The sequence below is a fragment of the Kitasatospora sp. NPDC043950 genome, from assembly GCF_056435345.1.
In genome coordinates, this window is record NZ_JBWKER010000028.1 from 60,500 (window position 1) to 79,598 (window position 19,099).

The 19,099-nt window shown below is 71.6% G+C and carries 20 protein-coding genes and 1 pseudogene; 12 read left to right on the plus strand and 9 right to left on the minus strand.

All coding sequences use genetic code 11. The annotated features are described in order from the left end of the window. The first annotated feature begins 386 nt into the window (after positions 1-386). The gene (locus AC07BF_RS20050; protein WP_363584000.1) at positions 387-629 is read left to right on the plus strand and encodes a hypothetical protein; all 243 of its coding nucleotides are present in this window, start codon (positions 387-389) and stop codon (positions 627-629) included. A 184-nt stretch (positions 630-813) separates the two neighbouring features. On the opposite strand, the gene AC07BF_RS20055 is transcribed toward AC07BF_RS20050, so the two are convergent. Beyond that, positions 814-1,383 carry a helix-turn-helix domain-containing protein gene (locus AC07BF_RS20055; protein ID WP_478333682.1) on the minus strand — a complete coding sequence of 190 codons (570 nt, stop codon included), beginning with the start codon at positions 1,381-1,383 and terminating at the stop codon, positions 814-816. 83 nt (positions 1,384-1,466) lie between these two features. Between AC07BF_RS20055 and def the strand changes: the two genes are divergently transcribed. The 3 genes from def to AC07BF_RS20070 all read left to right on the plus strand — a co-directional run bounded on the left by def (position 1,467) and on the right by AC07BF_RS20070 (position 4,947). Further along, entirely contained in the window at positions 1,467-2,063 is a 597-nt protein-coding gene (def, locus tag AC07BF_RS20060) for a peptide deformylase (RefSeq protein ID WP_400810738.1), read from the plus strand. Between the two features lie 144 nt (positions 2,064-2,207). Beyond that, positions 2,208-2,456 carry a hypothetical protein gene (locus tag AC07BF_RS20065; RefSeq protein ID WP_363583994.1) on the plus strand — a complete coding sequence of 83 codons (249 nt, stop codon included), beginning with the start codon at positions 2,208-2,210 and terminating at the stop codon, positions 2,454-2,456. 28 nt (positions 2,457-2,484) lie between these two features. Further along, a complete protein-coding gene (locus AC07BF_RS20070) occupies positions 2,485-4,947 on the plus strand; it encodes an SAM-dependent methyltransferase (protein ID WP_478333683.1) in 2,463 nt (820 codons plus the stop codon). On the opposite strand, the gene AC07BF_RS20075 is transcribed toward AC07BF_RS20070, so the two are convergent. Further along, positions 4,944-5,747, minus strand: coding sequence for a class I SAM-dependent methyltransferase (locus AC07BF_RS20075; protein ID WP_478333684.1), 804 nt, complete (start codon positions 5,745-5,747; stop codon positions 4,944-4,946). The genes AC07BF_RS20070 and AC07BF_RS20075 overlap by 4 nt on opposite strands. 363 nt (positions 5,748-6,110) lie before the next feature. On the opposite strand from AC07BF_RS20075, the gene AC07BF_RS20080 reads away from it, so the two are divergent. Continuing rightward, positions 6,111-7,145: an alpha/beta hydrolase family protein gene (locus tag AC07BF_RS20080; protein ID WP_363630202.1), complete on the plus strand. Its 1,035-nt coding sequence runs from the start codon at positions 6,111-6,113 to the stop codon at positions 7,143-7,145. Positions 7,146-7,296: 151 nt separating this feature from the next. On the opposite strand, the gene AC07BF_RS20085 is transcribed toward AC07BF_RS20080, so the two are convergent. The 3 genes from AC07BF_RS20085 to AC07BF_RS20095 are packed head-to-tail and all read right to left on the minus strand — an operon-like array spanning position 7,297 to position 8,612. After that, complete coding sequence (locus AC07BF_RS20085) at positions 7,297-7,479, minus strand: DUF397 domain-containing protein (RefSeq protein WP_478333685.1); 183 nt, start codon at positions 7,477-7,479, stop codon at positions 7,297-7,299. 60 nt (positions 7,480-7,539) lie between these two features. Continuing rightward, a complete protein-coding gene (locus AC07BF_RS20090; protein ID WP_400810729.1) occupies positions 7,540-7,728 on the minus strand; it encodes a DUF397 domain-containing protein in 189 nt (62 codons plus the stop codon). Further along, a complete protein-coding gene (locus tag AC07BF_RS20095) occupies positions 7,725-8,612 on the minus strand; it encodes a helix-turn-helix domain-containing protein (RefSeq protein WP_400334493.1) in 888 nt (295 codons plus the stop codon). The genes AC07BF_RS20090 and AC07BF_RS20095 overlap by 4 nt, the downstream gene beginning before the upstream one ends. A gap of 113 nt (positions 8,613-8,725) precedes the next feature. On the opposite strand from AC07BF_RS20095, the gene AC07BF_RS20100 reads away from it, so the two are divergent. Both AC07BF_RS20100 and AC07BF_RS20105 read left to right on the plus strand, forming a co-directional pair. Next, entirely contained in the window at positions 8,726-9,187 is a 462-nt protein-coding gene (locus AC07BF_RS20100; RefSeq protein WP_363583979.1) for an ATP-binding protein, read from the plus strand. Next, positions 9,177-9,338 (plus strand): hypothetical protein, encoded by a 162-nt coding sequence (locus AC07BF_RS20105; RefSeq protein ID WP_363583978.1) that lies wholly within the window; start codon positions 9,177-9,179, stop codon positions 9,336-9,338. The genes AC07BF_RS20100 and AC07BF_RS20105 overlap by 11 nt, the downstream gene beginning before the upstream one ends. A gap of 54 nt (positions 9,339-9,392) precedes the next feature. Here AC07BF_RS20105 and AC07BF_RS20110 read toward each other — a convergent pair whose 3' ends face one another. After that, the gene (locus AC07BF_RS20110; protein ID WP_400988528.1) at positions 9,393-9,680 is read right to left on the minus strand and encodes a hypothetical protein; all 288 of its coding nucleotides are present in this window, start codon (positions 9,678-9,680) and stop codon (positions 9,393-9,395) included. A 294-nt stretch (positions 9,681-9,974) separates the two neighbouring features. On the opposite strand from AC07BF_RS20110, the pseudogene AC07BF_RS20115 reads away from it, so the two are divergent. Then, positions 9,975-10,940: pseudogene (locus AC07BF_RS20115) on the plus strand (IS630 family transposase); the annotation flags it as partial. A 45-nt stretch (positions 10,941-10,985) separates the two neighbouring features. Further along, complete coding sequence (locus AC07BF_RS20120; RefSeq protein WP_363583974.1) at positions 10,986-11,564, plus strand: maleylpyruvate isomerase N-terminal domain-containing protein; 579 nt, start codon at positions 10,986-10,988, stop codon at positions 11,562-11,564. A gap of 63 nt (positions 11,565-11,627) precedes the next feature. Here the strand turns inward: AC07BF_RS20120 and AC07BF_RS20125 are convergent, their stop codons facing one another. Next, the gene (locus AC07BF_RS20125) at positions 11,628-12,122 is read right to left on the minus strand and encodes a hypothetical protein (RefSeq protein ID WP_478333686.1); all 495 of its coding nucleotides are present in this window, start codon (positions 12,120-12,122) and stop codon (positions 11,628-11,630) included. Positions 12,123-12,433: 311 nt separating this feature from the next. Next, entirely contained in the window at positions 12,434-13,237 is an 804-nt protein-coding gene (locus AC07BF_RS20130) for an alpha/beta hydrolase (RefSeq protein WP_478333687.1), read from the minus strand. 138 nt (positions 13,238-13,375) lie between these two features. On the opposite strand from AC07BF_RS20130, the gene AC07BF_RS20135 reads away from it, so the two are divergent. Continuing rightward, a complete protein-coding gene (locus AC07BF_RS20135; RefSeq protein WP_478319341.1) occupies positions 13,376-13,930 on the plus strand; it encodes a TetR/AcrR family transcriptional regulator in 555 nt (184 codons plus the stop codon). Between the two features lie 119 nt (positions 13,931-14,049). Here AC07BF_RS20135 and AC07BF_RS20140 read toward each other — a convergent pair whose 3' ends face one another. Further along, the gene (locus AC07BF_RS20140; RefSeq protein WP_478333688.1) at positions 14,050-17,088 is read right to left on the minus strand and encodes a DUF7507 domain-containing protein; all 3,039 of its coding nucleotides are present in this window, start codon (positions 17,086-17,088) and stop codon (positions 14,050-14,052) included. A 249-nt stretch (positions 17,089-17,337) separates the two neighbouring features. On the opposite strand from AC07BF_RS20140, the gene AC07BF_RS20145 reads away from it, so the two are divergent. Both AC07BF_RS20145 and AC07BF_RS20150 read left to right on the plus strand, forming a co-directional pair. Continuing rightward, positions 17,338-18,024, plus strand: a complete 687-nt coding sequence (locus AC07BF_RS20145) for a flavin reductase family protein (protein WP_400811362.1) — start codon at positions 17,338-17,340, stop codon at positions 18,022-18,024. A 65-nt stretch (positions 18,025-18,089) separates the two neighbouring features. Next, the gene (locus AC07BF_RS20150; protein WP_363585703.1) at positions 18,090-18,584 is read left to right on the plus strand and encodes a DUF4240 domain-containing protein; all 495 of its coding nucleotides are present in this window, start codon (positions 18,090-18,092) and stop codon (positions 18,582-18,584) included. Positions 18,585-19,099: the final 515 nt, after the last annotated feature.

A 19,099-nucleotide genomic window follows, 5' to 3' on the forward strand; every position in this document is an offset into this window, starting at 1 on the left:
GGGTGTCGAGGGGCCGTTCTGGAGCACGTGCCCCCCCCCAGCCGACACCCCAACGGGGGAACCCAAGCATCCGCCCCCACCCCCCCCCCCCCCTGCCCCCCCCCCCCCCCCCCCGCAGCTCGGCGGCGAGGGACTGGCGGGTGCAGAGGGGGCCGTTGACGCGCATCGGGCCAGCTTGCAGGCCGGTGGGGCCGGTGCGCCAGCGGGTTTTTCCCTCGCCCGGACGCCGCCCGGGTGCCGCCCGGACGCCGCCGCTGACGCACTGCCAAATTGGTCTCGACCATTTGGTCTTGACCATTGCTTTGGGTTCGGGAGTGGAGGAGGATCACCGCGAAGCGCCGGGGGGCGGACTCCGGCGCTCCTCTTGGAGGGAAGAAGGCACCGGCATGGCAATGCGCAAAGCGGTTTCCACCATGGCCCTTGCTGGACTGCTGGCTGCGGGCGGGCTGATGGCCGCCCCGGCTGCTCAGGCATCCACGAGCGTGACGACCGGATACGTCTATGTCGGCATGTACCCGAGCGGCGCCGCGTGCGACGCCGCGGGCCGGGCCTACGTGGCCCGGGGCGAGGCTGTCAGCTACTTCTGTGATGTCGCCCCGAACACGGCCCGCCTCTCCATCTGGGCCTGAGCCGGGTAGGCGCGCGGGAGCGGCAGGCCGCCGGCCGGGCGGCCTGGCCTTGAAATCCCCGTGATAGTCGACGGTCGCGGAGCAGGAAGTCGGTCCGGCCGACTTCCTGCTCCGTCTGTAGGTGGCCCTGCTCGTCGGTGCTCGTCGGTGCTCGTCAGCGCTTGTGAGCGCTCGTCAGTGCTCGTCAGTGCTCGTCCGGGAGGAGCGGGAAGAGGCGGGCCACGGCGGCGACCGGGCGGGCGCCGGCAGGGCGGCCGGCCGGGTCGGCCTCGCGGTCGCGGTAGCGGGCCAGCACCTGGCGGACGGCCTCGCCGACGGCGGCCAGTTCGGCGGGGGTCAGGTAGAGGACGGTGCTGAACGCCTCGTCCTGCCGCCAGTCGGCCGGGGCCGTGTCGCGGCGGGCGAGCCAACGCTGGTAGCTCTCGTCCTCCAGGCCGCGCGCGAGGTCCCCGAACTCGTCGGCCGCGGCGGGCTGGTGGGGCTGGTGGGACTGCTGCGGGAGCCGCCAGGGGCGGGCGCGGCCGTCGGTGGCGGGAGCCTCCTCGATGAGGCCGTGGCGGGCCAGCTGCCGGAGGTGGAAGGAGCACAGGCCGGAGCTGTACCCGGTGGCGGCGGCGGCCTCGGTGGAGGTGAGGGCGGCCTTCTCGGCGAGGAGGCCGAGGAGCGCGGTGCGTACGGGGTGCTGGGGGAGGGCGCCGGTGGCGGGCGCGGTGAGGTCTTCGGTGTCTTCGGCGCCTCTGGCATCTTCGGTCACTTTGCAAAGTCTGCTACTTTGCAAAGTCGATGACAAGCCGTCATCCTCGCCGTCGTGTCGACGGTGTCGACGAGGGAGCGCCGATGTCCGAACCGCGTGAACGCCCGACCGTCCTGCGGATCACCGAGGTGGGGGAGGACATCCTCCGCCGCACCTGCCGCCCGGCGACCGGGGAGGACTACGGCAGCGAACGGCTGGCCCGCCTCATCGAGGACATGTTCGCCACCATGCAGGTCGCCGACGGCTGCGGGCTCGCGGCCAACCAGGTGGACGTGGACCTCAGCCTCTTCGTCTACGACTGCCGCGACGACCAGGGCGTCCGGCACGTCGGCCACGTGCTCAACCCGGTCGTCGAGCCCCGCGAGCCCGGCCGCCGGCTGATCGAGGACACCGAAGGCTGCCTCTCCGTCCCCGGCGCCGGCACCGAACTCGCCCGCCCGGCCGAGGTGGTGGTGCACGGCTTCGACCAGTACGGCGCCGCCGTCACCATCGAGGGGACCGGCTACTTCGCCCGCTGCCTCCAGCACGAGACCGACCACCTGAACGGGCAGCTGTACATCGACCGGCTGTCCGGCCGGGACCGTAAGCGCGTCCTGCGCCAGACCGCCGACCGCCGGGAGGACGTCTTCGCTCAGCGGGCCCAGCGCGCGGCCCGGGTGGCCCGGTCGTCGGCCCGCTGACCGCTGACCGCGCCCGACCAGGGCCTCGGCCGGCTGGCGCACCGGAGGCGCCCGTGAGGGCTGTCGGCGCGAACTGGTGTTCAGTAGCATGAAGTCGCCAACGCCCGTGGCTCCGAGGGGACGAGTGACTGTCGAGTGCCTACCGTGACCGCAAGCAGCCTGGCCTTCGACGTCGTCGACATCGACGTGGACGCCGATCTCACGCTGGGCCCCGACACCGCCGAGGACCGGCCCTTCCGCCAGGTCGGCCGGACGGACTTCGACCTGGACAGCCCGATCCTGACGGAGCCCGCGCCGCAGATCACCCAGATGGACTTCGAGGTGGACGCCCCGGGCCTGATGGATCCCCCGCCGCAGGTCGTCCAGATGGACTTCGCCGTCGATATCGCCTGACGCCGCCGACACCGACTGACGCCGCCCGATGGACCCGAACCGCCCGTACGGCCGCCCCTTCGACCGCTTCCCGACCCGCCGCGAGCACGAGGACCGCTGGGCGGAGCTGGCCCGGGCCATCGCCGCCGCCCCCGGGCCGGACCGCCCCGGGCTGGACGGTGGGCACGCCGAACCAGCCACGCCCAAGGGCGAGTTGACCGTCCTCGGCTCCGGCATCGAGGCGGCCGGGTTCACCCGCGCCGACGAGCGGCTGCTGCGCGAGGCGGACCACGTCTTCCACTGCGTCGCCGACCCGGTGACGGTGGTGCGGATCAAGGCCTGGCGGCCCGACTCCTACGACCTCGGCGTCCTCTACGACGACGCCAAGGACCGCTATCTGACGTACGTGCAGATGTCCGAGGCGATCCTGCACTTCGTCCGGGCCGGACGGCGGGTGGCGGCGGTCTTCTACGGCCACCCGGGCGTGTTCGTCCTCTCCAGCCACCGCGCCGTCCGGATCGCCCGCCGCGAGGGCCACGCGGCCGTGATGCGGCCTGGGATCAGCGCGCTGGACGTCCTGTGCGCCGACCTCGGCGTGGACCCGAGCAGCCCCGGCATGCAGACCTTCGAGGCCTCGGACCTGCTGATCCGCGGCCGGCGGATCGACCCGGGCCTGCACCTGGTGCTCTGGCAGGTCGGGCTGGTCGGCGAACTCGGCTACCAGCGCACCGGGTTCTTCAACCACCGGCTGCCCGTCCTGGTCGACCGGCTGGAGGAGGTCTACGGCCCGGACCACGCGGTGGTCAACTACATCGGCGCCCGCTACCGGGGCACCGCCCCCGTCACCGACCGGCACACCGTCGCCGGGCTCCGGGACCGGGCCGTGCAGCGGACCGTCACCAGCGCCTCCACCTGGTACCTCCCGCCGGCCGTCGCCGCCCCGGCCGATCCGCGGATGCTCGAACGGCTGGGCCTGATCCGGCCCGGCCAGACCGTGCGGCCGCCCACCGGCCCGGTCCGGACGGTCGACGACTACGGGCCGCGCGAACTCGCCGCCCTCGACGGCTTCACGGACTTCCACGTCCCCGGCGGCTACCACTGGCAGGAGGACACGCCCGCCGCCCGCTTCGTCCTCGCCCTGGGGGAGGACGGCGCCCTGCGCGAACGCTTCGTCCGGGAGCCCGAGGCAGCGGTGGCGTCCTGGGCGCCGCCGGATCTCGCCGACGCCGAACGCGCCCTGCTGGCCCGCCGCGAGGACGCGGCCATGCAGGCCGCCGCCAAGGGCCGCTACCGGCGGCCGACCCCGGAGGCGGCGCGGCGGCTGCGCGCCCTGCTCACCCGCAAGTCGGAGGCGCGCGCGCTGCTCCGGTCGGTGCGCGACGGCGGGCCCGGGGGTGGTCTTGGAGGCGATGGGAGCAACATTCGGCGGGACCTGGACACCGTCCTCGCCGAGGCCCTGTACCCGTGGACGGGCCTCTACGGCACGCCGGACGGCGACCTCGACGTCTACGTCCTGGGCCGCGCCACCGACCCGCCCCGCCACCGGATCCACGTCAACGGCCAGCGGATCACCGCCCCGCGTCACGACCACGGCGTGCTGCGCTGGCGGGTCGAGGACGGCAACGACTGCGGCGGCGAACTGCGCACCGAGGTCGGCCGGGACGGGCGGCGCCGGCTGGTCGGCGCGGTGTGGCCCGCCGGGCGGGTCGCGGCGGCGGAGTTCTCGGTGCAACTCGCCGAGTACGCCCTGCCGGACGTGCCGCCGCTCGCCGACCTGGTCGGCGACTACCGGGCGGCGGACGAGGCCGGGCGCGAACTGGTCGTCTCCGCCGGGCCGGGCGAGGACGGCCCGGCGCTGCGGGTCCGCGTCGCGGTCGACGGCGTGCCCACGGCGGCCGCCGTCGTGGTCGGCCCGGCGGGCTTCGAGGTGGACGGCGTCGCCGTCCCCTACGCCCAGGCCGTGGCGGCATCGGCCGTGCCGCCGTATCTGTACGGCTGCTACCGGGTGCGGCTGCCGGGCGGCCGCGGCGCGGAGCTACGGGTGGCCGCGGACGGCGTCGCCCTCGACGAACAGCCGATCCGCCACGCGGAGTTCACCGGCAAGCGCCTCACCTGGCGCGACGGCCCCGCACCGCTGCCGTCCGCCGAACTGACCTTGCTGCTCGACCCGATCACCCTGCACCCGATGCTCACCGGCACCGGCCGCGCTCCTGGCGGCCCGATCCTCACCGGCACCGGCACCGACACCGGCACCGACACCGGCACCGGCACCGGCCGCGCGCTCGACGGCCTACCGCTGCCGGTGGTCGGCATGGTGCCGGTCGTCGCCGGGGAGGCCGAACGCCTGGCCGCCCGACCGCAGTTCGGCCTCCCGGCCGGGCCGTGGGCACACCTGACGGCGCTGGCCGCCGAGGCGAGCCACGGCGGCGGCCTGTTCTGGTGGCACGGCTGGGAACAGTCCGCCACCGCCCTGCACACGGTGCGGCGCGCGCTCTGGGAGGCGGGTCTCTAAGCTCGCGGATCCGGGGCGGGAGTCAGCCGCCGGACGCGCAGCACGGCGGTCAGCATCGGGAGGGCGAACTCGCCGTGGGCGGTCTCCGGCCTGTCCGCGAGGAACGCGCGGATCCGGTCGAGCCTGGCCTCCCGCTCCTGTTCGGGCATGACGAGCATGCCCGCGCGGGTCGCGAGGGTCGCGACGAGGGAGTCGGCGGTGCGGAGCTGCCCGTGCGGGAACTCCTCCTGTTCCGGCGAGCCGAACCGGGCGGCCGCGCCGGACTTCGGAAGGTGCATGCCGGTCGTCTCGGCGCGCCACCCGGCGGGCGTGTCACGCGGGCCGATGGCCTCGCCCCCGCTGATCTGCGCGAGCCCGTCGACCCAGGCGACCTGGTCGTCCAGCACGTTCCACAGGCCGGCCAGGACGCCACCGGGGGCGAGGACCCGGGCGATCTCGGGCCCTGCGGCGGCCATGTCGAACCAGTGCATGGCGTTGCCGGCGACCACGGCGTCGACGGAAGCGTCCGGCAGCGGAATCGCCTCCGCGCTCCCCGACAGGGCACGGACCTCCGGCAGCGAACGGCGCAACTCGGCCAGCATCGCCGGGTCGGGCTCGACCGCGATGACCTCGGCACCCAGCGCGGCCAGCACGCCGGTCAGCTTGCCGGTTCCGGCGCCGAGGTCGAGCACGCGCGGGCCGGGAGCGGGTTCGAGCGCCCAACGCACCGCATCCTGCGCGGAGTCCGGGCGGTGCTCGGCGTACGCGATCGCCGCCGCGCCGAACGACGAGGCGTGGAGTGAGCGTTGACCTCGATCCATGCGGTCACGCTAGCCGCGCCGCCGCCGGCCGGCCACCTCCTTCACCCCGGGCTGCCACCGCCCACGCATCGGCGATCGGATCGACGTCGACAATTCGAGCCCGTCGACGCCGTCATGATGGCCCGTAGGGAATGTCGACGCCGAAATCGGGGACTTGTCGGGGGGCCACCCGGATGCCGCACCCCCGCGCGAGTGGAAAGAATCGCCGCCATGAAGACAATCCGGCGGGCAACCAGATACGCGGTCAGCTGTGCCACCGCCATGGCGATCATCCCCCTGAGCGTGTCGGCCCCAGCTGTCGCGGCACCCGCCGCGACACCGCTGGCGGCGTCCAGTGCGCCGACGGCCCGGACGACGAGTGCGTTGTCGTTGCCGAGGCCGACCGGGTCGTACGCGGTCGGTCGTGACACCCTGCACCTCGTCGACGATCGGCGCGCCGATCCGTGGGCACCGCAGTCGGGACCGCGACAGTTGATGGTCGACCTCTACTACCCTGCCCGCACCAACAGCGGCACGCCTGCCGCGTACATGAGCACCGCCGAAGCGTCGGCGCTGATCACCTATGCCGGTCTGTCGGGGGCCCTCGAACCGGCTCGCCTCGCCGACACCCGTACCTGGGCCCGGGCCGACGCGGCACCGGCGCGGGGCCGCTACCCGCTCGTCGTGCTGTCCCCCGGTTTCACGGTGCCCCGCTACACCCTCACCGCGCTGGCCGAGGAACTGAGCAGCCGGGGATTCGTGGTGGCGACCGTCGACCACGCCCACGAATCGGCGGCCACCCGCTTTCCGGACGGCATCCTGCCCTGTACGGCGTGCGACGAGTACAACTCCGGCGCCGCCACCCAGGAACAGATCGCCGCAGGCCGCGCCCGGGACGTGTCCTTCCTGCTCACCGAGCTCACCGGTCCGCGCCCGGTGTGGCGGTACTCCACGCTCATCGATCCGGCGAGGATCGGCATGGCCGGACACTCCGTCGGCGGCGATGCGACCCTGGCCGCCATGGGCGCGGACCGACGCGTGCTGGCCGGTGTCGACCTCGACGGCGCCATCACCCCACCGGTTCCCGCGACCGGCATCGACGGCCGCCCGGTCCTGCTGATCGCGGCCGCGGACCCGAGCGGCCCGGACATCGTGCCGTCCTGGAAGAGCAGTTGGCCGAACCTGGACGGATGGAAGCGCTGGCTCACCGTCGCCGGCGCCGACCACTACACCTTCACCGACCTGGACTACCTGGTCAACGAGAGCGGCGTGCTGCCCATCCCGAACGCCCCCCGGTCGATCGCGATCACCACCAGCTATGTCGGCGCCTTCTTCGAACGCCAACTCAGGGGAACCTGCGAGCCGTTGCTCAACGGCCCCAGCCGGGACTTCCCCGAGGTGACCTTCACCAGCCCCTGACCGGCACGGACGGCAGAAAGGGCCCCGGCGCCACGGAGGCGGCCCGCCCGCATCGAGGCGACGGTCATGCCGGATGCCCGCCGCTCGTCACCGTCCGCTGCGTGAAGGACTTCGGCCTCCAGACCCGGATGGAGACGGCAGCCTCGGGCCTTCAGGTGGCGGAGGTCGGGGCGAAGTCGACGAAGGCTTGCCAGGCGGCGGGGGAGAAGGTGAGCTGGGGGCCGTCCTTGTCCTTGGAGTCACGGACGTGGACGGCGGCGGTCGTCTCGGCGATCTCGACGCAGGCGGCGTCTTCGTTGCTGCTGTGGCTGCTCTTGAACCATGCGAGTTCCATGCTTTCTGACGGTACGCCGACGGCCCACCGCTGCCTAGCGGTGGGCCGTCGGGACAGTGCTCAGACCTCGGCGGTCGCGGCGAACGCCACGAACGTCTGCCACGTGGCCGGCTCGAACGCCAGCTGCGGGCCGCTCTTGTCCTTCGAGTCACGCACGTGGACGACACCGGGGGTCTCTGCCACCTCGACGCAAGCGCCACCCTCGTTGCCGCTGTAGCTGCTCTTGAACCATGCCAGCTCGGTGCTCATCGTTCTCCCAGGATCTTCTCGATCAAGGCCAGGGACTCCTCGGGACCAAGGGCCTGCGCCCTGAGGATGTTGTAGCGCGCGTTCATGATCCGGACTTCCTCCGGGTCGGCGATCAGCCTACTGCTCGTCTGTACCTCGATGTAGGCGTGCTGAGGCCGACCCTTTGGTGCGATCAGAATGAACGGCCCGCCCATTCCGGCGTGCTCAGCTCTGTCCAGGGGCAGCACCTGGATGACCATGCCGCGGGTCCGCCCGACCTCCAGGAGCCGGCGGAGCTGGGCTGCATGCACGTCCCACCCTCCCAGGGGTCTGCGTAGTACGCTCTCGTCGATCACCCAGCTGAACATCCCCCGGGGCCACCGGGTCAGTACCTCCTGGCGCGCCATTCGCGCGGCGACCCGCATCTCGATCACCTCCTCTGACAAGGGGGGCTGCCTCATTGCGTAGACAGCTCGGGCGTGCTCCTCGGTCTGGAGCAACCCGGGGATGTCGAGCGTGGCGAAGTCATGGGACTCGATTGAGTCGACCTCCAGGGTTGCGTACCCACGGAACCAGGCCGGGTGTCGCAGCCGCGCCTTGGCCCGCGCCCGCATCACGTCGTCCTTCGTGATGGCCAACAGGCCGCCGGCGTTGAGGACTTTGTCCGCCGCCACCAGGAACTCCGGCTGCGGGGTGCGCTTTCCGCGCTCCACCGCGCCGATCAGGTGCTCCCCGTAGCCGACGCGTTCGCCGAGTTCCTTCTGCGTCATCCCGGCCCGCTCCCGGAGCAGCTTGATCTGCTTCCCGATGGCGCGGAAGAAGTCCGACACCTCTCCCAGGTCCTCCGGCAGTTCCGTACGAACGTCGTCGCTTGACTCGATGTTCCGCGCTGCACCCACCGCGATCACCCCGCTTGTGATTCGGTCACACGAACAAAAGCTGTCCGCAGCTGGACAAGCACTCTCCGTACCCCCCAGATGCATGGTCAGCGTACGTCCGCACCGTCACGATTTTTTCCATGACGACCGACATCCCCCTCGACAGTCCCCGCCGCCACACCATCACCCTCGCCGCCACCCCCAAGGGCGCCGCGATCTGCCGGCGCATCGCCAGGCGTCAACTGACCACCTGGGGGGTGAACTTGTCCCACACAGAGCCGTACTACTCGGCTCTCCTGATCGTCGCGGAGCTCGCCGCCAACGCGACGACCCACGGCCGCGTTCCGGGGCGCGGCTTCGAGCTTCACCTCTGCCTCACCACCACCGTGCGCCGGGGCACCACCCTGCGCATCGAGATCTCGGACTGCCGGGGCGACCGCTTCCCCGCCCTGCCCGCCGTCCTCGCCCCCAACTCCCAGTCAGGGCGCGGCCTCACCCTCATCGACGCCCTCGCCGACCGCTGGGGCACCATCCCCCGCCACCCCAACGCCAAGACCGTCTGGGCCGAACTCGATCTCCCCGTCGCCCTCGATGCGTCCTGACGTGACCTGGGGCGCCGCGACCGCCTACACCCTCCTCCCGTTCGCCCTCCTGCTCGCCCTCCTCGCCTGGATCTACCCCCTCACCGCCGGTCACCCGACCGTCCACCACCCCCACCCGATTCCGACCCCAACCCCAGCCCCCGTCCGCTGAATACGGCATGGGAAGTCGGCCCCACCGACTTCCCGCGCCGAACCGACCCCGGACTCACTTCCCGGGCAGCCGCACCTGGCGTGAGTACACCGGCGGAGTGCCGTCCGTGACGGCGGGCTCCGCGTAGCACTCAAGGAGCAGATCGCCGTGCAGGTCTTCGAGTTCGTACGGCGCCTCCTCCAGCAAGGCATCGGCCCACACCGCAAGGGGCGCCCTCGCCAGTGCGGCGTTCGGGACGGGGATGAGCGGTCCCCGGTCCATCGCCTCCCACGCCGCCGTGCCGTCCGCACGGAACAGTAGCCGCCACCAGTACGGCTGCAAGTACGGCTTCTTCCGCTGCAACGAGACCAGCTCCCGGTGTCCTTGAGGCGCGGCGGTCGTACCCCGACATCCGTGAAATGACGGCCCCCGGGGCCGAATGGTTGCCCTGGCGCAGCCCGTGCAGCGGGAATGGCCCCGCCTCTCTCCGGAGACCTCGCGTGGTCGACGGTCGACCTCCCGTCGAGTCGGGACCTGTTGCGACAGTGGATCCGTGAAGCGGAACGCCGCGCCGACCGGGGAGGTCGTGCGCGGCGTTCGGCGAACGAGGGGGAGAGCCGGGGTCTGCTGCGAAGTGTTGGTCACGGCCTCCTCGCCGTGGCGGCTGACGAGGACACGGTGCGTGACGTCGTTCACCGCTTCAACGAGATCGGCTTGGCCTGTCTGGACCCTCAGTGGGCGGGAGGCCGTCCCCGCCAACTCAGTCTTGACGACGAGAACTTCGTCGTCAAGACGGCCACCACCCGCCCGACCAAGCTCGCCCAGCCCTTCACCCGCTGGTCCATCCGCAAGCTCGCCGCCTACCTCCGCAGGGTTCACGGCCGGGTGATCCGCATCGGCCGCGAGGCCCTGCGCCGCCTGCTCGCCCGACGCGGCGTCACCTTCCAACGAACCAAGACCTGGAAGGAGTCCACCGACCCCGACCGCGACGCCAAACTCGATCGGATCGAGCACGTCCTGGAGCACTTCCCCGACCGCGTTCTCGCGTTCAACGAGTTCGGGCCGCTCGGCATCCGCCCCACCGGCGGATCCTGCTGGGCCAAGCAGGGCCGACCGGACCGGGTCGCGGCGACCTACCACCGCACCCACGGCGTGACCTACTTCCACGGCTGCTACTCCGTCGGCGACGACACCCTCTGAGGCGTCAACCGCCGCCGCAAGGGCACCGCCAACAGCCTGGCCGCGCTCAGGTCGATCCGCGCCGCCCGCCCCGACGGCGCCCCGATCTACGTGATCATGGACAACCTCTCCGCCCACAAGGGCGCCAAGATCCGCCAATGGGCCCGGAAGAACAAGGTGGAGCTGTGCTTCACCCCGACCAGCGCCTCCTGGGCCAACCCCATCGAGGCGCACTTCGGACCGCTGGGGCAGTTCACCCTCGCCAACTCCAACCACCCCAACCACACCGCCCAGACCCGTGAACTGCACCGATACCTCCGTTGGCGCAACGCCAACGCCCGCCACCCCGACGTCCTGGCCGCCCAACGCCGTGAACGCGCCCGCATCCGCAGCGAGAAGGGACTCCGCTGGGGCGGACGCCCCCTCGCAAGCGCGGCAGCATGACCCTGGACGGATGAACCCTCCTGACCGCAGCCATAGCATCGCCTGATGCGCTACATCGACAACCGAGACGTCAACGAGGCCGTGACCGAGATGGTGCGGGTACTCGGCCCGCACGACGCAGAGGACTGGTCGGTACCAGCAGGTCCGCTGGAATGGAGCTGCTGGACGACGGCCGCCCACATCGCCCATGACCTGCTGGCCTACGCCGGGCAGATCGCCGCACGCCCTACGGACGCCTACCTGCCCTTCGATCTCTCCGTCCGCTCGGACAGCTCCCCGCGCGAGGTGCTCCAGGTGGTCACCGCCTGCGCAGGGCTACTCGGCAGTGCACTGGCCACCGCCAGCCCGGAGGTCCGGGCCTGGCACTGGGGTCCCTGCGACCCGTCAGGTTTCGCGGCAATGGGTGTCGCCGAGGTTCTCCTGCACACCCACGACATCACGCAGGGGCTGGGCGTGCCGTGGCTGCCCCCGGCGCCGCTCTGTGCGGCAGTGCTCCACCGGCTCTTCCCTGATGCCCCACCCGGTGACCCGGCTCATGTCCTCCTCTGGTGCACCGGCCGGGGCGACCTGGACGGCCATCCCCGCCGCAACTCATGGACATGGCAGGCGGCGGTGGCCGAGTGATCAGACCTACCGCGGGCAGACGGAGGGACGCCCCAAACGCGGCGAACCATCCCGGTCGCAGCACTAGAGGACTTCGGTCTGCTGTGGGGCCACGCAGTGGGATTCCTCGCCGACCTGCACGACGTAGCCCTTCGGCGGCTCCAGGGACGTCGTCCACCAGATCCCGGTGACCTCCCCGACAGCGTCCGTCGTCGCGCCCGGCGTGTCCGACTCCGTGCGGATCCGGACGCGGGTTCCTTCGGGCAGGTCGCTGCGGTAGCGCGGAGGCATGCCGGGGTGGAGTCCTCCTCGGGAGGCCAGGAACTCCGGCCGTAGCCGCCAGGGGCTGCCGTCCTCGGTCTCCACCGTGTAGAGAGGTCCGACGTGGTCATCGCGCTCGTCCTGCTCGACGACACACGCGACGATCACCCCGTGGGTGCCCACGATCTCCGGCCCGAGCCGGCCCAGTTCCGGAAGGGGCGGGTGCGGCGTCGCCAGTTCCACCAGCTCGCCGTAGGCCAGCGTGGCCTGCTCGGGCCAGGGAGTCTCGTCCACCGGCCACCGATGCCCGACCGTCATGAGGCCCTCCTGTCCATGGCCTCCGTGGACCGACCACACCATAACCGCGAGGCGGTCGGCCGATCCCGCCCGGCTGGCCCCGACCTGACCACGTACGACCTGGAACTGTCCGGCCGATCACTCTGCAGCAGCTGCATGAGGCCGGCCATCGCTGGCCGCCCGGCACCGGGCGGGCTCCGTTCGAGATCGAGATCGAGACCGAGGCTGAGATCGAGACCGAGGCTGAGACCGAGGCTGAGGCGGAGCCCGTGAACGAGGGCGCCGATTCCTGACCGCCACCGGCGGATGGCGCCGGGGGCGGTGCCGGCTGTTCAGCCGATGTGGTGGCGGTCGAGCCAGGTGAGGGTGTGGTCGGCGAGTTCGGTCCAGCCGTGGTCGACGGTGAGGGAGTGGCCGCGGTCGTCGAAGCGGTGGTAGTCGGTGACGGCGGGGGACTTGCGGTACTGCTTGTGGGTGGAGCGGGTGAGGACGTCGGGCACGGTGTGGTCGAGTTTGCCGGAGAGGAGGAGGAGCGGTCCGCGGTTCTGGTTGTGGGTGTCGACCTTGGCGGGGGAGTGTGGGGCGAAGTTGCTCAGGGCGAGTTGGAAGAGGGGGCGGGCGGGGCTGGGGATGGTCCATTCGTCGAAGAGCTGGTCGGATTCCTGCTGGGAGACGGCGTTGGCGAACGCGTAGCGGAACTGGGCGGGGTTGAGTGAGACGGCGCGCTTGGTGTTGCCGGGGTTGCGCAGGAAGGCGAAGGCGGACTTGGCCTGGGCGGGGCCGACGGCTTTGACGCCCTTGATCTGGCCGGGGCAGATCGCGACGGCGGCCTGGGCGAGGTTCTGGCCGAGGAGGTGTTGGGCGATGAAGCCGCCGACGGAGTGGCCGACGAGGATGGGCGGGGTGTCGAGGTCGCGGATGATCCGGGCGTGGTGGGCGGAGATCTCGGCGAGGCCGATTCCGCCCTGGGGGTCGGGGTTCCTGCGGGCCTGGGCGATGGTGGCGGGGACGCCGGGCCATTCGGGGAGGATCGGTTCGTAGCCGGCGTCGCGGAACCGGTCGGCCCAGCCCTGCCAGCTCGTGGAGTGCAGCCAGAGGCCGTGGATGAACATGACCGGGGTGCGGTTGCTGGGCATGGCGGGGTCTCTCCTGGTGTGTGAGGGCTGGGGATCGGATCGGCGGCCGGTCGGGGCGCGGTCGTTCGACCCAAGAAGTAGAAAGAGCGTTCTCTCTGCTCCTCCAAGGTAGAACGATCCTTCTGCTAGCGTCAAGCCATGACGACGAGAGATTCCGCGCCACCGCGCACTCGCATCCTGGCCGCGGCGATGCGGCTCTTCTACGCGCAGGGCGTGCGCGGGGTGGGCATCGACCAGCTGATCCGCGAGTCGGCGGTCGCCAACGCGACCTTCTACCGGCACTTCCCGTCCAAGGACGACGTCGTGCTCGCCTACGTCCACGAGCACGACCGCCTCTTCCGTGCGGCTGCCGCCACAGTGGCGGACCTTCCTCCGCGCGAGGCCGTGACGGCCCTGTTCGCGGGCATCTCCGACGAGTTCTGCGCACCCGGCTTCCGCGGTTGCCCGTTCATCAACGCCGCCGCCGACTACCCCGACCCGCACCATCCCGTCAGCCGCGCGATCCAGGAACACATGGACTGGTTCCGCGCCCTGCTGACCGGCCTGCTCGCCGCCGCCGGCCACCCCGACCCCGACCGGGCGGCCGACACCCTGCTGATCCTGCGGCACGGTGCGATGAACCAGAGCCGCTTCACCGCCCCCGCGGCGGTGCGCGAGGCGCTGACGGCCGCCGTGGACGCCGTCCTCGGCTAGGAAGCAGGCAGAGTGCGCCACCGGTGGTGGCGCACTCTGCCCTCCCGGCCGCTACGCCCGGCGTGCGTGCCGTGTGCGTTGCGCGCGTCGCCGGGGCCGGCCCGGGTGGTGGAGGGTGGTCACTCTCCCGAGCGGTCCTGGCGCAGGCGGGCGGAGGCGAAGGCGGCGATGAGCCAGCCGAGGCCCAGCAGCGCGCCGCCGCCGAGGCCGACCGTGGCCACCGGGGCTCCGGCGCTCGCGAGCATCAGGGCGGGTTCCTGCACGGCGGGTTCCTGCACGGCGGGTGCCTGCACGGCGGTGTCGCGCGGGGGAACGGGCGCGGGGTGGGTGCCGGCGGGGTGTTCGGCGGCCGACGTGTCACCAGGGGCGGTGCCGTCGGGGTGGTTGTCCCACTGGCCGGGCCCGGGGTGGTGGTCGCCCCAGCCGCCGTGGCCGCCGGAGTTGTGGCCGTCGCAGCCGCCGTGGTCCTGGTCCTCGCAGGGGGTGCAGGCGACGATGGTGACGGTGTTGCTGGTCGCCGTCACCGGGGTGCCGTCGGGGGTGGTGCCGGTGACGGTCGCGGTGTCGGTGATCTTCCCGGCCTGCACGTCGGACTCGGCGGTGGAGTACGTCGCGGTGCAGGTCGTGGACGCGCCCGGGGCCAGGGTGGTCACCGGGCAGGAGACGGCCGGCGTGCCCGGGCCGGAGTCCGTCACGGCGAGCGAACTGATCGTCGTGTCACCGGTGTTGGTGACGGTGAAGGTGTAGTGCAGGGCCTGTCCGGCGGCGGAGAACGAGGTTTCCTGGACGGCCTTGACGATCTTCAGCCCGGCGAAGGGCACGGTCACCTTGTTGCTGGTGGAGGTGATGTTCTGGCCACTGGGGGTGGTGCCGGTGACCTGGGCGGTGTCGACGACCTTGCCCGCGGCGACGTCGGCGTCGGTGGTGACGTAGGTCGCGGTGCAGTTCTCCGAGGCGCCCGGCGCGAGCGGCCCGGTGGGGCAGGTGACGGTCGGCGTGCCGGGGCCGTTGTCGACCACGCCGATGTTGGTCAGCGGCTGGGCGCCGGTGTTGGTGACCGCGTAGGTGTAGTGGATGGTCTGCCCGGCGGCGGTGTACTGCGCCTCGGCGGCCTTCTTCACCACGCTGATGGCGACCAGGGGGGTGTTGACCTTGTTGCTGGTCGTGGTGACGGTCTGGCCGCCGGTGTCGGTGCCGGTGACCTGGCCCTGGTCGGGCACGTTCTGGGCGGCGACGTCGGCGGCGGTGGTGACGTACGTGGCCTGGCAGGTGGTGGACTGGCCGGGCGCGAGCTGGTTGGTTCCGCAGCCGGAGACGGTGACGCCGGGCGTCAGGTCGGTCACCGTCACGTTGGTCAGTGCGATCTGGCCGGTGTTGGTGACGGTGTACGTGTAGTTGAGGGTCTCGCCCGGGGCTGTGAAGTCCGGCTGGACGGCGGACTTGGTGATGGTCAGCGCCCGCAGCGGCACGACGACCTGGTTGCTCGTCCCGGTCACCGTCTGGGTGCCGACGGTGGCGGTGAGGTTCGCCGTGTCGGTGATCGTGCCCGTCGTCGCGTCGGCGGCGGTCGCGGTGTAGGTGGCGGTGCAGTTCTCCGTGGCGCCGGCCGCGAGCGGGCCGGGCGGGCAGGTGACCGTCGGGGTGCCGGGGCCGGTGTCGGTGACCGCGACGTTCGTCAGCGCCACCGGGGCGTTGTTGGTCACCGTGTAGGTGTAGTGGATGGTCTGCCCCGCGACGAACGAGGCCTCGGTCGCCGCCTTGGTGATCGTGGGGGCGGGGACGTTGACCAGCACGGTGGTGGTGCAGCCGCCGGTGGTGGCGCAGGTGCCGCCGGCGATGGTCGGCGCGAGGTTGTTGGTCAGCGCGAAGTTGCCGGTGTCCGGGTTGTTGACCTTGACCTGGTACGTCACCGTCACGGTGGAGCCGGCGGCGGGCGGCGCCGTCAGCGTGCCCGACCAGGTCAGGGTGTTCCCGGTGACGGCGGCCGTTCCGGAGCTGGCGGTGACGGAGCCCGGCACCAGCGTGCCGTCCGTCAGCACGGCGGAGAGGTCGTCACTGAAACCCGCGAAGGTGGCCGGGTTGGTGCCGGTGTTGGTGACGGTCTCGGTGTAGGTGAGGGTGTCGCCCTGGTCCACCGGGCCGGTCGGGGAGACCGACTTCGCGACGGTGTAGGAGGTGCCGGCCGGCAGGTTGCAGTTCCCGCTGTCCTGGGTGGCGGAGGCGCCGTAGAAGCGGTGCCCGGTGTTGGCGATGACGGTGGTGGGCAGCGTCGCGGTCGAGCTGGCGGTCGGCACCGAGTTCAGCTCCTCGATGGTGCCGTTCGCGCGGAAGATGTAGACGTTGCCGCCGGACTGCGCCAGACCGTAGATGGAGTTCGGGGTGGTGCCGATCTCGGTGATCGTGTTGTCCGGGTGGATGCGGAAGTAGCTGGTGGGGTTCTGGAAGAACGAATCGAACGCGACCCCGAGGACATCGCCGTCGGACAGGGTCACGAAGTCGCCCGAGGAGACGAGCGTGGCGGGGTAGGCGACGGGGAACAGCGTGCTCACCCCGGTGGCCGGGTTGATCGTCCAGATCTGGTTCGAGAAGAACGACGCGACCAGCAGGGTGCCGTCCGGGCGGGCGCTCAACGCGTTGAAGTCGAATCCGTCGACCGCGGCCGGACCGGTGATCACTACCGAGCTGGTCTCCGCGCCGGTGGCTGGGTTGATCGTGTACAGCGTCGGCGGGGTTTCCTGCCAGGACACCCCGTACAGCGTCGTGCCGTCCGCACTCCACGCGATGTCCCCGTAGTCCCGCACCAGCGGCACGTCGGACAACTGCGTACCGGTCGGGCTGTACGAGTACAGCTGGTCACCGCCACCGCCGGTGTTCACCCACAGCGGCGTCGGCGGACAGGTCAGCGCCCGGGTCCCTGACTTCCCGTCCGCGCCGTTCGCGCCGTTCGCGCGGTCTGCGCCGTCCGGGGACTTCCTGTCGGCGTCGTCCCCCGGCGAGGCGACGGCAGGGCTGACGGACGTCGCACCTCGTGCCGGGAAGGCGTGCGCCGGGAAGGCCTGCGCCGAACCGCCTCCCCAACCCGCCGTCATGCCGATGACCGCCAGCCCGATCGCCGCGGCGAGCCTGCCGCGCGACCGGCCGCGTCTGATCCCTGCCATACCGTCTCCGTTCCAGTCGGGCGTGATCACCACAGGGCCCCACGCCACAGAATTTTGATAACACGAAGTGTTTTTGTGAACACTTTGAGTAACTTGACATGGGTTGGCCCGGCCCGCCATCCGTACCCGAACTGGCTGCGTCCGCCGGATGTCGGCCACCTGGCCGCATCGCGGCCCCTCGCGCGGCGCCCCGGCTGCCGACGATCCTTCGGTCCGCGCCGAAGAATCCCCGACTTACCGTCGATTCCCGTGAACACCATGACGCCTGACAGCACACGCACTGACGCGCTCACTGACGCGCTCACTGACGCGCTCACCGATGGCTCGGTGAGCGCGGACCACGTGGCCATCGCGCCGAGCATCCTCTACTTCGGCACGCCCGTCGTCCTGCTCTCAACGGAGAACGGGGACGGCACCCCCAACCTCGCGCCGATGTCCTCGGCCTGGGCCCTTGGCCAGGTGATCGTCCTCGGCATGGGGGCCGAGGCGCAGACCGCGCACAACCTCCGCAGCCGACCCGAGCTGGTGATCAACCTGCCCGAGCCGACCCAGTGGCCGGCGGTCGAACGACTCGCGCCGCTCACCGGGCGCACCCCCGTACCCGCGAACAAGCAGGACACCTTCCGGTTCGAGCGGGACAAGTTCGCGGCCGCAGGCCTGCGGGCCGAGCCCTCCGAACTCGTCCGGCCGCCCCGGGTCGCCGAATGCCCCCTGCAACTGGAGGCCCGTGCCGCCCGGATCCAGCCCGACGCCTCCGGCGGGTTCCTCATCGTCGAAGCCCACGTGCTCAAGGTCCACGCCGATCCGGGCATCGTCGTCCCCGGCTCCCAGCACGTCGACCCGGCCCGGTGGAGCCCGCTGATCTACAACTTCCGCCACTACTACGGACTCGGCCCCGAGCTCGGCCACAGCTTCCGCACCCAGACGCCCCGTTGAAGCGGCTGAAGCCGTCCTGCTGTTTGCGCGAGAGAGTGTCAGTCCCGGCTGTCAGGGTGACGGGCATGGACCTCGACACCTTCTGGCAGATCATCGACGACACCCGCGCCGGCGCCGCCGACGAGAGCGAACACGCCGACGCGCTCACCGAACACCTCGCTGGTCTGGCGCCCGACCAGATCGCCGACTTCGACCGGCACTACGCGCAGCAGAAGGCCCGCTCCTGCACCTGGCTGCTCTGGGGCGCGGGCTACCTCATCAACGACGGATGCAGCGACGACGGCTTCGACTACTTCCGCGACTGGCTGATAGGCGCCGGCCGCACCCTCTTCGAACAGGCCCTCGCCGACCCGGACAGCCTCGCCGGACTCCTAGCCCCCGACCAGGAGGATCTGGAGGCCGAAGACCTCGCCTACGCGGCCACCCATGCATACCGCCAACTCACCGGCAACGACCTCCCCGACAACGGCATCGCCTCCGGCCCCCCGACCGGCGAACCCTGGGAGGACGAAGACCTCCCCACCCTCCTCCCCCACCTGTCAGCCCGCTTCGCCGACTAGTCCCCCGCCCGCCTCCCCACGCCCGGCGCCGTTTCCGCCTCAGAGAATTATGTAGACCGACCGTCATATTCCTAGCCCCGGCCCATCTGGGGCGCTGCGCAGGAAGTCGGCCCGGCCGACTTCCTGCGCGCAGGGGAGGGGGTTCACGCCCGCCGCGAGACGAATATGTAGACCGACCGTCATATCCTGCGCTGCCCACGGTGGATTCCGCACAGGAAGTCGATCAGGCCGACTTCCTGTGCGCACCGGAGGTGGAGGCCGCGCTCGCCGGGCGCGTAGCTATGTAGACCGGTCTTCATATTCTCTGGCCCCCAGTCCGGCTTGGGGTGCTGCGCAGGAAGTCGGCCAGATCGACTTCCTGTGCGCGAGCGGGGGGTGCTCATGCTTGCCGCGAGCCCAACTAGGTAGACCGGTCGTCATATTTGGTTCGCTGCTGGGTGGGTGTCGGGGGGGGGGGGGGGGGGGGGGGGGGGGGGGTGGGGGGGGGGGGGGGGGGGGGGGGGGGGGGGGGGGAG

What these genes read in the sequence shown, in the direction of transcription:
- AC07BF_RS20050 (WP_363584000.1), top strand. Translation starts at nt 387, where the DNA reads ATGGCAATGCGCAAAGCGGTTTCCACCATGGCCCTTGCTGGACTGCTG.
- def (WP_400810738.1), top strand. Translation starts at nt 1,467, where the DNA reads ATGTCCGAACCGCGTGAACGCCCGACCGTCCTGCGGATCACCGAGGTG.
- AC07BF_RS20070 (WP_478333683.1), top strand. Translation starts at nt 2,485, where the DNA reads ATGGACCCGAACCGCCCGTACGGCCGCCCCTTCGACCGCTTCCCGACC.
- AC07BF_RS20075 (WP_478333684.1), bottom strand. Translation starts at nt 5,747, where the DNA reads ATGGATCGAGGTCAACGCTCACTCCACGCCTCGTCGTTCGGCGCGGCG.
- AC07BF_RS20085 (WP_478333685.1), bottom strand. Translation starts at nt 7,479, where the DNA reads ATGGAACTCGCATGGTTCAAGAGCAGCCACAGCAGCAACGAAGACGCC.
- AC07BF_RS20090 (WP_400810729.1), bottom strand. Translation starts at nt 7,728, where the DNA reads ATGAGCACCGAGCTGGCATGGTTCAAGAGCAGCTACAGCGGCAACGAG.
- AC07BF_RS20100 (WP_363583979.1), top strand. Translation starts at nt 8,726, where the DNA reads ATGACGACCGACATCCCCCTCGACAGTCCCCGCCGCCACACCATCACC.
- AC07BF_RS20105 (WP_363583978.1), top strand. Translation starts at nt 9,177, where the DNA reads ATGCGTCCTGACGTGACCTGGGGCGCCGCGACCGCCTACACCCTCCTC.
- AC07BF_RS20120 (WP_363583974.1), top strand. Translation starts at nt 10,986, where the DNA reads ATGCGCTACATCGACAACCGAGACGTCAACGAGGCCGTGACCGAGATG.
- AC07BF_RS20125 (WP_478333686.1), bottom strand. Translation starts at nt 12,122, where the DNA reads ATGACGGTCGGGCATCGGTGGCCGGTGGACGAGACTCCCTGGCCCGAG.
- AC07BF_RS20130 (WP_478333687.1), bottom strand. Translation starts at nt 13,237, where the DNA reads ATGCCCAGCAACCGCACCCCGGTCATGTTCATCCACGGCCTCTGGCTG.
- AC07BF_RS20135 (WP_478319341.1), top strand. Translation starts at nt 13,376, where the DNA reads ATGACGACGAGAGATTCCGCGCCACCGCGCACTCGCATCCTGGCCGCG.
- AC07BF_RS20140 (WP_478333688.1), bottom strand. Translation starts at nt 17,088, where the DNA reads ATGGCAGGGATCAGACGCGGCCGGTCGCGCGGCAGGCTCGCCGCGGCG.
- AC07BF_RS20150 (WP_363585703.1), top strand. Translation starts at nt 18,090, where the DNA reads ATGGACCTCGACACCTTCTGGCAGATCATCGACGACACCCGCGCCGGC.